Below are 12932 nucleotides of genomic sequence, written 5' to 3'. Positions count from 1 at the left end.
AACACCGGATGCCTGCCGTACGCGCACTCTGTGCAGTGCCGGAAATCGTCTGGGAGAAGAAGAAAATGGCGGGAGTGACGGGGCTCGAACCCGCGACCTCCGGCGTGACAGGCCGGCGCTCTAACCAACTGAGCTACACCCCCGCGGGTGCCCCTTTCGGGCAATGCGGCCATGACCGCATTGAGGTGGATACGAAGCGCCAATTGACCGGACGGGTCCGCGCGGCTTCGATCCGCATTCCAAGCAGATTGACAAGATGCAATCCGATGGTCGGTAAAAATGGCGGGAGTGACGGGGCTCGAACCCGCGACCTCCGGCGTGACAGGCCGGCGCTCTAACCAACTGAGCTACACCCCCGCTGGGGTCCCCTTCCGGGGCCGCCGCAGCTCGTCGCCGCGTCGTGTTGAGCGCTGAAGTACGGTACCGACCTATCCAAGTCAAGCACGCTGTCCAGCGGTATTGTGGAAAACCACGGTCGCCGCTCAAAGCGGCGGAATTCCGCCAAAACGACCCTGCCCTTCCTGTGGACCCCGCGCATCGCCGGGAAAGCCGGGCGCGAGCGCACGGCCACGACGACGCCTGTGCGGCGATCGACGACGGCAAAAGAATATCACGATGGGGGAAGCTTGGGTGCAGGCCCGGCGCCTGGTGCGCGGGGAGCATGGTGGGCGGTGAGAGACTCGAACTCCCGACATCCTCGGTGTAAACGAGGCGCTCTACCAACTGAGCTAACCGCCCGCAGTTTCCTGCAGCGCGTGACGTGTAGGCGAAAAGCGGCCCCCCTTACAAGGGCGGAAGGTCGGGCTTTCGGTCGCACGCACAAAATAAAACGGCCTCACGCTGTCCGCGCAAGGCCGTAGAAACCCAATAAGCCCGACTTGGCCTAGTTGACGGCGTCCTTGAGGCCCTTGCCGGCCTTGAACTTCGGCGTCTTGGAAGCGGCGATCTGGATCGTCTCGCCGGTACGCGGATTGCGGCCTTCGCTGGCGGCGCGCGATGCAACGCTGAAATTGCCGAAGCCGATGATCTTGACTTCGTCACCCGACTTCAGGGCAGCCGTGATCACGTCGAACGTTGCGTCGACAGCCTCCGCGGCGGCGGCCTTGGACGTGCCGGTACGCTCGGCGACGGCGGCGATGAGATCGTTCTTGTTAGCCATGGATGATCCTTTCTCAGGTCTTGAGCCGGGACGATTCGCAAGCCCCGACCGAGCGCGAGAAATCCCTGAAAATGGGCCCAAAGGCAAGCGAAACTGGCGGATTTCCGCGCTTTTGATCGATATTTGGTCGAAATACCACATGAAAACGCCCGCCGAAGGGGCGGGCGTCGTCATTTTGGCGGGATTCCGCCGTTAGTGAGCGGTCAGAGCCGATGCCGGATCGTCCTGTGCGACGACCGTCTTGTCCGCCACTTCCTTGCTCTCATCCCAGGTGATCGGCTCCGGCTGACGCACCAGGGCGTGGGCCAGAACATCGTCCATCCGGGCGACCGGAATGATCTCGAGGCCGTTCTTCACATTGTCCGGGATCTCGGCGAGATCCTTGGCATTGTCCTCGGGGATCATCACGGTCTTGATCCCGGCGCGCAGCGCCGCGAGCAGCTTCTCCTTCAGGCCACCGATCGGCAGGACGCGACCACGCAGGGTGATCTCGCCCGTCATGGCGACATCCTTGCGGACGGCGATGCCGGTCATGGTGGAGACGATCGCCGTCACCATCGCGATACCGGCCGACGGGCCATCCTTGGGCGTCGCGCCTTCCGGCACGTGCACGTGGATGTCGCGCCGGTCGAACAGCGGCGGCTCGATACCGAAATCGACCGAACGCGAGCGGACATAGGACGCCGCCGCGGAGATCGATTCCTTCATCACGTCGCGAAGGTTGCCGGTCACGGTCATGCGCCCCTTGCCGGGCATCATGACGCCTTCGATGGTCAGGATCTCGCCGCCGACTTCCGTCCAGGCGAGGCCCGTCACGACGCCGACCTGGTCCTCGAGCTCCGCCTCGCCGTAGCGATAATGCGGAACGCCGAGGTATTCCTCGACGACCTTCTCGGTGACATCGACCGACTTCACCTTCTTCAGCAGGATGTCCTTGACCGCCTTGCGGGCCAGCGTGGCCAGCTCGCGCTCCAGGCTCCGGACACCGGCCTCCCGCGTGTAGCGACGGATGACGAAGCGCAACGCCTCGTCCTCCAGCGTGAACTCCTTGTCGTGCAGGCCGTGGTTCTTCACGACCTTCGGCAACAGGTGGTTCCGGGCGATCGCCAGCTTCTCATCCTCGGTGTATCCGGCGATGCGGATGATCTCCATACGGTCCATCAGCGGGCCGGGGATGTTCAGCGTGTTGGCCGTCGTCACGAACATCACGTTCGACAGGTCGTAGTCGACCTCGAGGTAATGATCGTTGAACGTGCTGTTCTGCTCCGGATCCAGCACCTCGAGCAGGGCCGAAGACGGGTCGCCGCGGAAGTCCTGGCCCATCTTGTCGATCTCGTCGAGCAGGAAGAGCGGGTTGGACTTCTTCGCCTTCTTCATCGACTGGATGACCTTGCCGGGCATCGAGCCGATATAGGTGCGCCGGTGGCCACGGATCTCGGCCTCGTCGCGCACGCCGCCGAGCGACATGCGGACATATTCACGGCCGGTCGCCTTGGCGATCGAGCGGGCGAGCGAGGTCTTGCCGACGCCCGGAGGGCCGACGAGGCAGAGGATCGGCCCCTTCAGCGTGTTGGCGCGGCTCTGCACGGCCAGGTACTCGATGATCCGGTCCTTGACCTTGTCGAGGCTGTAGTGATCCGCGTCGAGCACCTCCTGCGCGAAACGCAGGTCGTGCTTGACCTTGGAGCGCTTGCCCCACGGAATCCCGAGCAGCCAGTCGAGGTAGTTGCGGACCACCGTCGCCTCGGCCGACATCGGCGACATCTGGCGGAGCTTCTTCAGCTCGCCGATCGCCTTCTCGTTGGCTTCCTTCGACAGCTTGGTCTTGGCGATGCGCTCCTCGAGTTCGGCGAGTTCGTCCTTGCCGTCCTCCTGGTCGCCCAGCTCCTTCTGGATCGCCTTCATCTGCTCGTTCAGATAGTACTCGCGCTGGGTCTTCTCCATCTGCCGCTTGACGCGGGAGCGGATGCGCTTTTCCACCTGCAGCACGGAGATCTCGCTCTCCATCAGGCCGAGCACGCGCTCCAGGCGGCCGGCGACGGTCGGCAGGGCGAGGATCGCCTGCTTCTCCGGGATCTTGATGGCGAGGTGCGAGGCAACCGTGTCGGCCAGCTTCGAATAGTCGTCGATCTGCGTGACCGCGCCGACGACCTCGGGCGAGACCTTCTTGTTGAGCTTCACATAATTCTCGAACTCGGTGACGACCGAGCGGGCGAGCGCCTCCACCTCGACCTTGTCGCCAAAGTCGTCGGGGAGAACCTTCGCATAGGCCTCATAATAGGCCTCATGGTCGGTGTAGCGCTGGATCTCGGCGCGGGCGATGCCCTCGACCAGAACCTTCACGGTGCCGTCCGGCAGCTTCAGGAGCTGCAGCACGCTGGCGAGCGTGCCGACGGGGAAGATCGCGTCGGGCGCCGGGTCGTCGTCGCTGGCATTCTGCTGGGTCGCCAGCAGGATCTGCTTGTCCGCCCGCATCACCTCTTCCAGCGCACGGATCGACTTCTCTCGCCCGACAAACAGCGGCACGATCATATGCGGGAACACGACGATGTCACGCAGCGGCAGGACCGGATAGAGTTCGTCGCCCGCTTCGAGGCCGATCGAACGCTTGGTATCAGCTGTCATGAGGCATTCCTTTCGAACCGGGTACGGCCCAGAATTGGCACCGTTCGGCTTGGGAGATGAGCCGCCCGCCAAGAAAAGGATGGCCGGCGGATCGACTCAGGGGTCGGAGCATCTTGCAATGCGTTGTCCATTAGGTGGCGTTGCACCATCGGGGTGTCAAGTTGCCGGCCTCACGCTTCCTGTCTCCAGGATCCAGGTTTTCGTCGGGTCCCTTACGACAGAAGGGCCGTCCCGCTCCACGGCACGCGCCGACCGCCGATAAACCTCTGAGCGCCAAACCGATTTGCCCAGTTCATCGGCATTCGGACACCCTCATCATGCTGCCCGAAAACGGACAAAAAAACGGCGGGGACAAGCCCCGCCGTTTTCAACTCGCTATGGCAGCCTTCGCTTACGCGCCGGCGTTCGCCACCACTTCGTCCTGCCGCTCGGCATAGATGTAGAGCGGACGGGCGGAACCATCGACCACCTCGGCCGAGATGACGACTTCCTGCACGCCATCGAGGCCCGGCAGGTCGAACATCGTCTCGAGCAGGATCGCTTCCATGATCGAACGGAGGCCGCGGGCGCCGGTCTTGCGCTCGATGGCCTTGCGGGCGATCGCCGAAAGCGCGTCCGGATGGAAGGTCAGCTCGACATTCTCCATCTCGAACAGGCGCTGGTACTGCTTGACGAGCGCGTTCTTGGGCTCGGTCAGGATGGTGATCAGCGCCGGCTCGTCGAGATCCTCGAGCGTCGCCAGGACCGGCAGACGACCGACGAATTCCGGGATCAGGCCGAACTTCAGCAGATCCTCGGGCTCGACATTGCGGAACAGCTCGCCGGTGCGGCGATCTTCCGGCGCCGCGACCCGCGCACCGAAGCCGATCGAGGTCGACCGGCCGCGATCCGAGATGATCTTCTCGAGGCCTGCAAAAGCGCCACCGCAGATGAACAGGATGTTCGTGGTGTCGACCTGCAGGAACTCCTGCTGCGGATGCTTGCGGCCGCCCTGCGGCGGCACGGAGGCAACCGTGCCTTCCATGATCTTCAGAAGCGCCTGCTGCACGCCCTCGCCCGACACGTCGCGCGTGATCGACGGGTTGTCGGACTTGCGGGAGATCTTGTCGACTTCGTCGATGTAGACGATGCCGCGCTGGGCCCGCTCGACATTGTAGTCGGCCGACTGCAGCAGCTTCAGGATGATGTTCTCGACGTCCTCGCCGACATAGCCGGCCTCGGTCAGGGTGGTAGCGTCGGCCATCGTGAAGGGCACGTCGAGGATGCGGGCCAGCGTCTGCGCGAGCAGCGTCTTGCCGCAACCGGTCGGGCCGATCAGCAGGATGTTCGACTTGGACAACTCGACGTCGTTGTTCTTCGCCGCGTGGTTCAGCCGCTTGTAGTGGTTGTGGACCGCGACCGAGAGCACGCGCTTGGCGTGGCGCTGGCCGATCACGTAATCGTCCAGAACGGCGCAGATCTCGAGCGGCGTCGGAACGCCGTCACGCGATTTCACCAGCGAGGACTTCGATTCCTCGCGAATGATGTCCATGCAGAGCTCGACGCATTCATCGCAGATGAACACGGTCGGACCTGCGATCAGCTTGCGCACCTCATGCTGGCTCTTGCCGCAAAACGAGCAATAGAGCGTATTCTTGGTGTCGCTTCCGCTGACTTTGCTCATCCGTCTACCTCGCTGTCGTTCAGGCTTAGGACCTCCAAACGACTTCTTCGATGTCTCGTCCGGTCCGACCTGGCTCGAACCGGTGGTCGAAAATCGGACCCTTGTGTCCCTTCCGACGGAAGCAATCCTACGATTGCGATCCAATCATGCTAAGCGCGACATGATCAACAGATACTTAATGTCGCGGTCGGCCGTCGTACAGCCGACCCAGCTTGGCGGGAGGGTTAGTCCGGATCGATGCGATCAGTCCTTCTTGATCGAATCGAGCGCCTCGCGGCTCGTCAGAACCTGGTCGATCAGACCAAACTCGACGGCGCGCTCGGCCACCATGAAGTTGTCGCGCTCGAGCGCGTCTTCAACCGTCTTCATGTCCTGGCCGGTGTGATGCACGTAGATCTCGTTGAGCCGCTTGCGCAGGCTCTCGACCTCGCGGGCATGGATCAGGATGTCCGTCACCTGGCCCTGATAGCCGCCGGAGGGCTGGTGCACCATGACACGGGCGTTCGGGAGCGCGAAGCGCATGCCCTTCTCGCCGGCGGTCAGGAGCAGCGAACCCATCGAAGCCGCCTGGCCGACGCAGAGCGTCGAGACGGCCGGCTTGATGAACTGCATCGTGTCATAGATCGCCAGGCCCGACGAAACCACGCCGCCCGGCGAGTTGATGTACATCGCGATCTCTTTCTTCGGGTTCTCGGCCTCGAGGAAGAGAAGCTGCGCGGTGATCAGCGTCGCCATGTAGTCCTCGACGGGACCCGTGACGAAGATGATCCGCTCCTTCAGCAGTCGCGAATAAATGTCGTAAGCACGCTCGCCGCGATTGGTCTGCTCGACCACCATCGGCACCAGCGTGTTCATGTAGAGGTCGATAGGATCTTTCATGATCTTCCTTCGGCGCAGTGGACTGCCACGGTTACCTTGAGATGCCCCGGCCGACCTCACTCGGCTCGACCGATTCCCCGGGGCTTGAAGGCCCATACATATGGTACGCCGTCTGCGTTCGAAAGGGGTCGCGGAAGACCCTTTCGCAGATCGTCATCCCGACACGGTCGAGATCGGCGATCTCCTTGCATCCCGACCGTTTCGTGCGGAAGACCCGGCTTTCGCCGGGTCGCCCAGTTCGTTGCGGAGACGAGCCTCGCCCGTCAAGGAGGCGGAACGGAGGCCGATCAGGCCTTCGCTTCTTCCTCGTCGTCCTTCATCAGCTCTTCGCGCGACACCGTCTTGTCGGTGATGTCGGCGAGGCCGAGAACGTAGTCGACGACCTTCTCCTCGAAGATCGGCGCGCGCAGGCTGGCCAGCGCGTCCGGGTTCTCGCGGTAGAAGTCGTAGACCTGCTTTTCCTGGCCCGGGAACTGACGGATCCGGTCGACGAGAGCGCGCTGCACCTCCTCGTCGGTGACCTGGATCGAGTTCTGCTCGCCGATCTCCGACAGGACGAGACCGAGGCGCACGCGGCGCTCGGCGATCTTGCGGTAGTCGGCCTTGGCGGCCTCTTCCGTCGTGTCCTCGTCGGCGAAGCTGCGGCCCGAACGCTGCAGATCCTGGGTGACCTGGTTCCAGACGTTCTGGAACTCCTGCTCAACCATGGTCGGCGGCAGCTCGAAGGCATGCTTCTCGTCGAGCTGGTCGAGCAACTGACGCTTGACCTTGGTGCGGGTCGCGGCGCCGAGCTGGCTCTGCAGCTGCTGGCGCATGGTGGCCTTCAGCTCGTCGAGCGATTCGATACCGAACTTCTTCGCCCACTCGTCGTCGATGGTCGTCTCGGCCGGAGCCGCCACTTCCTTGACGACGACGTCGAAGGTCGCTGCCTTGCCGGCCAGCTGCTTCGCGCCATATTCCTCGGGGAAGGTCACGTTGAGAACGCGCTCTTCACCGGCCTTGGCGCCGAGGAGCTGCTCCTCGAAGCCCGGAATGAAGCGGCCCGAGCCGAGCGTGACGAACGCGTTGTCGTCGGCGCCGCCCTCGAAGGCCTCGCCGTCGAGCTTGCCGAGGTAGGAAATGGTCAGGCGATCGCCGTCGGCAGCCGCGCCATCCTTGGCAGCGTAGTCGGCCGAATCGCGGGCGAGCCGCTTGATCTCGCCGTCGACTTCCTCGTCGGTGACTTCGGCGACCGGACGCTCGATCTTGACGCCCTTGAAATCGCCGAGCTCGAACTTCGGCAGGACCTCGTAGGTCATCGTGTAGGCGAGATCCTTCTTGCCCTCGAGCACGGCGCCGGCATCGGCCTCGTCCTCGGGCAGATCGAAGCTCGGCTGCATCGCAGCACGCTCGCCGCGCTCCTCGAGCGTCTTGCGGGCGTTCTCGTTCAGCACGTTCTGGACGATCTCAGCCATGGCCGACTTGCCGTAGATGCGGCGCAGATGCGCCACCGGCACCTTGCCCGGACGGAAGCCCTTGAGCTGGACCTGGCCCTTCATCTCTTCCAGGCGCGCCGAAAGGCGGCTGTCGAGTTCGGTCGCCGGGACCACGATCTTGAGTTCACGTTTCAGGCCCTCTGCGAGGGTCTCGGTCACCTGCATGTTCAGCGCTTTCTGTCTTGATCCGATCGGTCTTTGGCGTTTCGCCCGGCTGCATTCACGGCTTATTCCGGACGTTGGTGCGGGCGGAGGGACTTGAACCCCCACGGCGCAAGCCACTGGAACCTAAATCCAGCGTGTCTACCAATTCCACCACGCCCGCAATAACCGGTCGCGGCTAGGCTCCGGCCAAGGTGGCGCCTCTATAGCACTAGCGGTCGCAGGGTCAAACGAAAAGCCGCGTGAACACACGGGGAAGCGCGTCGGCGAGATCTTCCGCAATCAGGCCGCGCCCCAGCACCGCTCCCGCCTCGCCATGCAGCCAGACCGCCGCGCCCGCTGCCTCGAAAGCGGGCATGCCCTCGGCGACTAGGCCGAGGATGATGCCGGCGAGCGTGTCGCCCGAACCGGCCGTGGCGAGATAAGGCGGCGCATTGTCGGCAATCATCGCCCGGCCGAACGGATCGGCGACGGTCGTGTCCGCCCCCTTGAGCAGGACGACCGCGCCCGAACGGGCCGCCGCCTGGCGGGCGCGGTCGAGCTTGCCGGGAAGCGCGGCGAGATCGGGAAAGAGACGCGCGAACTCGCCGTCATGCGGGGTCATCACCACCGGCGCCGGCCGGCCGGCGATCCGCGCGAACAATTGCTGCGGCTCCGCCTTGAAGGCGGAAAGGCCATCGGCATCGAGGACCACGGCCGCCGGGGACGCCAGCGCCGCCTCGACCAGAGGCCGCGCCACCTCGATCGCGCCGAGGCCGGGCCCGAGGCCGACCGCGTTGAGCCGGCGATCGGAAAGGAGCGCCGCCAGGCCGTCGGCGCCGTCCATCCGCTTCAGCATGACGGCCGTCAGATGGGCGGCGTTGACCGCCAGCGCATCCGGCGGCGATGCGAGCGTCACCAGCCCCGCCCCGCTCCGCAGCGCCGCATGCGCCGCGAGCCGCGCCGCCCCGGTCTGCGTCATGCCGCCGGAAACCACCACGGCATGACCGCGGTCATATTTGTGGCCGTCGACCTTCAGCACCGGCAGAGACGGCAGCCAGGCCTCGGGGCGGTTGAGCGCGGCCTTGGGCGCGATCCGCTCCAGCACCGTCTCGCGGATGCCGATGTCGGCGACCGTCAGCCGGCCCACATGCACCCGGCCCGGCATCAGCACATGGCCGGGCTTCGCGCGGAAGAAGGTCACGGTCTCGGTCGCCCGCACGGCGACGCCCAGAACCTGGCCGGTCTCGCCCTGGATGCCGCTCGGCAGGTCGACGGCGACGATGCGCGCGCCCGAACGATTGATCGTCTCGATGGCGCGCGCCGCCTCGCCGCCGATCTCGCGATCGAGGCCGGCGCCGAACAGCGCGTCGACGATGACGCCGCTGCCATGAAAATCGAGTTCGGCGAGCGACACGACCTCGCCGCGCCAGGCTGCGGCCGCCAGCGCCGCGTCCCCCTTCAGCCGGTCGAGCCCGCCGAGCAGGCCGAGTTGCACGCGGTAGCCGCGCCCGGCCAGGATGCGCGCCGCGACGAAGCCGTCGCCGCCATTGTTGCCGGGGCCGCAGGCAATGGCGATTCGCGCGCCGAGCGGCGAGCGCGCCACCACGTCGGCGACGGCCCGCCCGGCCGTCTCCATCAACTCGATCCCCGGCGTTCCCGCGGCGATCGTCAACCGGTCCGCCTCGGCCATCTCCGCCGGCGTCAAAAGCTCGATCATGCTCTCCACCCATCTGCCGCGCACGGGCGCCCTGCAGCCCGCCCTGTCGCCCGGGCAGAGTGGAGCGGCACCGGCCATATCGCAACCGCGTTGCCGGCAGGATCGGTGGCCGCGACGAAGCCACCCGCGGCGCCATCGGCGAGGTTGTTCATTTTCCGTGCTGCGGTAAGTTCTCCGCCGACATCATTCGGAACAGGGACACGCGCATGACCGCCCTCATCAAGATCAACGACAAGCTCTCCGTCGCCGGACAGATCGAACTCGAGGATTTCGCCACGCTGGCCGGGCTCGGCTTCAAGGCCGTCATCAACAATCGCCCCGAGGGCGAGGAGCCGACGCAGCCGGCATCGGCCGAGGAAGCCGAGGCCGCGGCGAAGAACGGGCTCACCTATGCCCACATTCCCGTCACCGGCCCGTCGATCCGCGAGCAGGACGTGCGCGACCTGCAGGCGGTGCTGGCGAAGACGGACGGCCCGGTGCTGGCACATTGTCGCAGTGGAACGCGCTCGCTGACCCTCTTCGCCATCGGCGAGGTGTTGGATGGCCGCATGAAGCGCGAGGATCTGCCGGCTTTCGGCGCCAGCCACGGCCTCGACATGCGGGGCGCCGACGCCTGGCTGGCACGCAACGGCCACTGATTGCCGGGCGCGCTGCGCAACTGATGCCAGCTTGTTGATCAATTGCCTATAAATTGATCAATATTCAGATGGCTTTTGCGCGATACGCGCTATGATGCGGTGCGATAAGCCCAATTTTCTGGCGTTTTCTGGCAAAGCCGGCAATTGGCACGGAGACTGCAAGTGAGGTTGCCAGGCCGACAGATCGGCCAGGTTGGCAGGCATTTGAGGCAAGCATTCGGAGATGCGGAGGCAATGAAGAAGATCGAAGCCATCATCAAGCCCTTCAAGCTCGATGAAGTGAAGGAAGCGCTGCAGGAAGTTGGCCTGCAAGGCATTACCGTCACCGAAGCCAAGGGCTTTGGACGGCAGAAGGGCCACACCGAGCTGTATCGCGGCGCGGAATACGTGGTCGACTTCCTGCCCAAGGTGAAGGTCGAGATCGTGCTGGGCGACGAGCTCGTCGAACGCGCGGTCGATGCCATTCGCAAGGCCGCGCAAACTGGTCGCATTGGTGACGGCAAGATTTTCGTCTCCAACATCGAGGAGGCGGTTCGGATTCGCACAGGCGAAAGCGGACTCGACGCGATATAGCTCTTTCATTCCGCCGACAGATGTGATTGTCGGCATTCCCTCCCCCGGCCCAGCCGGTTCCTGCTTGCCTCAGCCACGACCGGGCACAATTCCCCTGATAGAAGGAAGAAACTGATGACGACCGCGAAAGACGTCCTGAAGCTCATCAAGGAGCAGGACGTGAAGTATGTGGACTTCCGGTTCACGGATCCGCGCGGCAAGTGGCAGCACGTGACGTTCGACATCGGCATGATCGACGAAGAGATCTTCGCCGAAGGCACGATGTTCGACGGCTCCTCGATCGCCGGCTGGAAGGCGATCAACGAGTCCGACATGCTGCTGATGCCCGATCCGTCGACCGCCGCGATCGACCCGTTCTTCGCGCAGTCCACGCTTTCGATCGTCTGCGACGTACTCGAGCCGTCGACCGGCGAAGCCTATGACCGCGACCCGCGCGGCATCGCCAAGAAGGCCGAGGCCTACCTGAAGCAGACCAAGATCGGCGACACGATCTATGTCGGCCCGGAAGCCGAATTCTTCGTTTTCGACGACGTCAAGTTCTCGGCCACCCCGTACAACACGGGCTTCAAGCTCGACGACATCGAGCTGCCGACCAACTCGGACACCGACTACGAGAGCGGCAACCTCGGCCACCGCGTCAAGACCAAGGGCGGCTACTTCCCCGTCCCGCCGATCGACAGCCTGCAGGACATGCGCGGCGACATGCTCGCAGCGATGCAGTCGATGGGCGTCGTCGTCGAGAAGCACCACCACGAAGTGGCTTCGGCCCAGCATGAGCTCGGCGTCAAGTTCGGCACGCTCGTGACGATGGCCGACCACATGCAGATCTACAAGTACGCGATCCACAACGTCGCAAACTCGTATGGCAAGACCGCCACCTTCATGCCGAAGCCGGTCTATGGCGACAACGGCTCGGGCATGCACGTGCACCAGTCGATCTGGAAGGAAGGCAAGCCGGTCTTCGCCGGCAACGAATACGCCGACCTGTCGGAGACCTGCCTGTACTACATCGGCGGCATCATCAAGCATGCCAAGTCGCTGAACGCCTTCACCAACCCGCTGACCAACTCCTACAAGCGTCTGGTCCCGGGCTACGAGGCTCCGGTCCTGCTCGCCTACTCGGCGCGCAACCGTTCGGCTTCCTGCCGTATCCCGTTCGCGACCTCGCCGAAGGCGAAGCGCGTCGAAGTCCGCTTCCCGGATCCGGGTGCGAACCCCTACCTCGCCTTCGCTGCCATGCTGATGGCCGGCCTCGACGGCATCAAGAACAAGATCCATCCGGGCGCCGCGATGGACAAGAACCTGTACGACCTGCCCCCGAAGGAACTGAAGAAGATCCCGACGGTCTGCGGTTCGCTGCGTGAAGCGCTCGCCTCGCTCGAGAAGGACCACGCCTACCTGCTGGAAGGCGGCGTCTTCTCGAAGTCCATGATCGACGCCTACATCGAGCTCAAGATGGAAGAAGTCATCCGCTTCGAGCACACCCCGCACCCGGTCGAATTCGACATGTACTATTCGGTCTGACCGGACCCGGATGCAGTATCAGCGGGGCGCCTTCGGGCGCCCCGTTTCGTTTCAAGTCCGATCGCCAGCCGATCGCCAGCTTTCAGGAACCACGATGACCGCCCAGAACGCGCCGGACTTCCCGCACCAGACGACCATCCCCGTCATCCGCACCATCGCCATGCCGCACGACACCAACCCGGCCGGCGACATCTTCGGCGGCTGGCTGATGTCGCAGATGGATCTCGGCGCGAGCACGATCGCGACCCGGCGCGCGCGGGGCCGCACGGTGACGGCATCGGTGGATGGAATGTCGTTCCTGAGCCCCGTCTTCGTCGGCGACGAAGTGACGATCTACGGGCGCATCCTGTCGACGGGCCGCTCGTCGATGCGCGTCTTCGTCGAGGCCTGGCGGCGCAACCGCCAGAGCGACGAGGTCACCAAGGTGACCGAGGCGACCTTCACCTTCGTGGCGATCGACGCGACCCGCAAGTCGCGACCGCTGCCGCCGGAAGAGGGCTGACGCGCGCTCCGATAGGAGAAAGGCCCTCGCCCA

At 64.5% G+C, this 12932-nt stretch carries 10 protein-coding genes and 4 tRNA genes; 4 read left to right on the top strand and 10 right to left on the bottom strand.

From position 1 onward, the window contains the following. Window positions 1–66: 66 nt before the first annotated feature. The 10 genes from WFK98_RS06935 to WFK98_RS06890 form a co-directional block, all read right to left on the bottom strand. Window positions 67–143, bottom strand: a tRNA-Asp gene (locus WFK98_RS06935). A 137-nt stretch (window positions 144–280) separates the two neighbouring features. Further along, a tRNA-Asp gene (locus WFK98_RS06930) sits at window positions 281–357 on the bottom strand. A gap of 305 nt (window positions 358–662) precedes the next feature. Continuing rightward, window positions 663–738, bottom strand: a tRNA-Val gene (locus tag WFK98_RS06925). A 145-nt stretch (window positions 739–883) separates the two neighbouring features. Next, the gene (locus WFK98_RS06920; protein WP_266340049.1) at window positions 884–1159 is read right to left on the bottom strand and encodes an HU family DNA-binding protein; all 276 of its coding nucleotides are present in this window, start codon (window positions 1157–1159) and stop codon (window positions 884–886) included. A 192-nt stretch (window positions 1160–1351) separates the two neighbouring features. Then, window positions 1352–3784, bottom strand: a complete 2433-nt coding sequence (gene lon / locus WFK98_RS06915; RefSeq protein ID WP_266340048.1) for an endopeptidase La — start codon at window positions 3782–3784, stop codon at window positions 1352–1354. A 391-nt stretch (window positions 3785–4175) separates the two neighbouring features. After that, window positions 4176–5447, bottom strand: coding sequence for an ATP-dependent Clp protease ATP-binding subunit ClpX (gene clpX, locus WFK98_RS06910; RefSeq protein ID WP_266340047.1), 1272 nt, complete (start codon window positions 5445–5447; stop codon window positions 4176–4178). Between the two features lie 243 nt (window positions 5448–5690). Further along, entirely contained in the window at window positions 5691–6326 is a 636-nt protein-coding gene (locus WFK98_RS06905; protein ID WP_266340046.1) for an ATP-dependent Clp protease proteolytic subunit, read from the bottom strand. Window positions 6327–6613: 287 nt separating this feature from the next. Then, complete coding sequence (gene tig / locus WFK98_RS06900) at window positions 6614–7966, bottom strand: trigger factor (RefSeq protein WP_266340045.1); 1353 nt, start codon at window positions 7964–7966, stop codon at window positions 6614–6616. Window positions 7967–8041: 75 nt separating this feature from the next. Further along, window positions 8042–8126, bottom strand: a tRNA-Leu gene (locus tag WFK98_RS06895). A 63-nt stretch (window positions 8127–8189) separates the two neighbouring features. After that, complete coding sequence (locus WFK98_RS06890) at window positions 8190–9662, bottom strand: NAD(P)H-hydrate dehydratase (RefSeq protein WP_336799741.1); 1473 nt, start codon at window positions 9660–9662, stop codon at window positions 8190–8192. Window positions 9663–9868: 206 nt separating this feature from the next. Here WFK98_RS06890 and WFK98_RS06885 point away from each other — a divergent pair, with 206 nt between their 5' ends. From WFK98_RS06885 to WFK98_RS06870, 4 genes are all read left to right on the top strand, one after another. Continuing rightward, entirely contained in the window at window positions 9869–10300 is a 432-nt protein-coding gene (locus WFK98_RS06885; protein ID WP_336799740.1) for a TIGR01244 family sulfur transferase, read from the top strand. 234 nt (window positions 10301–10534) lie between these two features. Continuing rightward, window positions 10535–10873, top strand: a complete 339-nt coding sequence (locus tag WFK98_RS06880; protein WP_018185381.1) for a P-II family nitrogen regulator — start codon at window positions 10535–10537, stop codon at window positions 10871–10873. 114 nt (window positions 10874–10987) lie between these two features. Further along, window positions 10988–12397, top strand: a complete 1410-nt coding sequence (gene glnA / locus WFK98_RS06875; protein ID WP_266340042.1) for a type I glutamate--ammonia ligase — start codon at window positions 10988–10990, stop codon at window positions 12395–12397. Window positions 12398–12491: 94 nt separating this feature from the next. Continuing rightward, the gene (locus WFK98_RS06870; protein ID WP_266340041.1) at window positions 12492–12899 is read left to right on the top strand and encodes an acyl-CoA thioesterase; all 408 of its coding nucleotides are present in this window, start codon (window positions 12492–12494) and stop codon (window positions 12897–12899) included. Window positions 12900–12932: the final 33 nt, after the last annotated feature.

Origin of the sequence: Kaistia sp. MMO-174 (assembly GCF_037147815.1) — a bacterium.
Lineage (GTDB): Bacteria > Pseudomonadota > Alphaproteobacteria > Rhizobiales > Kaistiaceae > Kaistia > Kaistia nematophila.
Note: the sequence above shows the minus strand (reverse complement) of the source record. Positions and strands in the feature narration are given on the sequence as shown.

What these genes read in the sequence shown, in the direction of transcription:
- WFK98_RS06920 (WP_266340049.1), bottom strand. Translation starts at nt 1,159, where the DNA reads ATGGCTAACAAGAACGATCTCATCGCCGCCGTCGCCGAGCGTACCGGC.
- lon (WP_266340048.1), bottom strand. Translation starts at nt 3,784, where the DNA reads ATGACAGCTGATACCAAGCGTTCGATCGGCCTCGAAGCGGGCGACGAA.
- clpX (WP_266340047.1), bottom strand. Translation starts at nt 5,447, where the DNA reads ATGAGCAAAGTCAGCGGAAGCGACACCAAGAATACGCTCTATTGCTCG.
- WFK98_RS06905 (WP_266340046.1), bottom strand. Translation starts at nt 6,326, where the DNA reads ATGAAAGATCCTATCGACCTCTACATGAACACGCTGGTGCCGATGGTG.
- tig (WP_266340045.1), bottom strand. Translation starts at nt 7,966, where the DNA reads ATGCAGGTGACCGAGACCCTCGCAGAGGGCCTGAAACGTGAACTCAAG.
- WFK98_RS06890 (WP_336799741.1), bottom strand. Translation starts at nt 9,662, where the DNA reads ATGATCGAGCTTTTGACGCCGGCGGAGATGGCCGAGGCGGACCGGTTG.
- WFK98_RS06885 (WP_336799740.1), top strand. Translation starts at nt 9,869, where the DNA reads ATGACCGCCCTCATCAAGATCAACGACAAGCTCTCCGTCGCCGGACAG.
- WFK98_RS06880 (WP_018185381.1), top strand. Translation starts at nt 10,535, where the DNA reads ATGAAGAAGATCGAAGCCATCATCAAGCCCTTCAAGCTCGATGAAGTG.
- glnA (WP_266340042.1), top strand. Translation starts at nt 10,988, where the DNA reads ATGACGACCGCGAAAGACGTCCTGAAGCTCATCAAGGAGCAGGACGTG.
- WFK98_RS06870 (WP_266340041.1), top strand. Translation starts at nt 12,492, where the DNA reads ATGACCGCCCAGAACGCGCCGGACTTCCCGCACCAGACGACCATCCCC.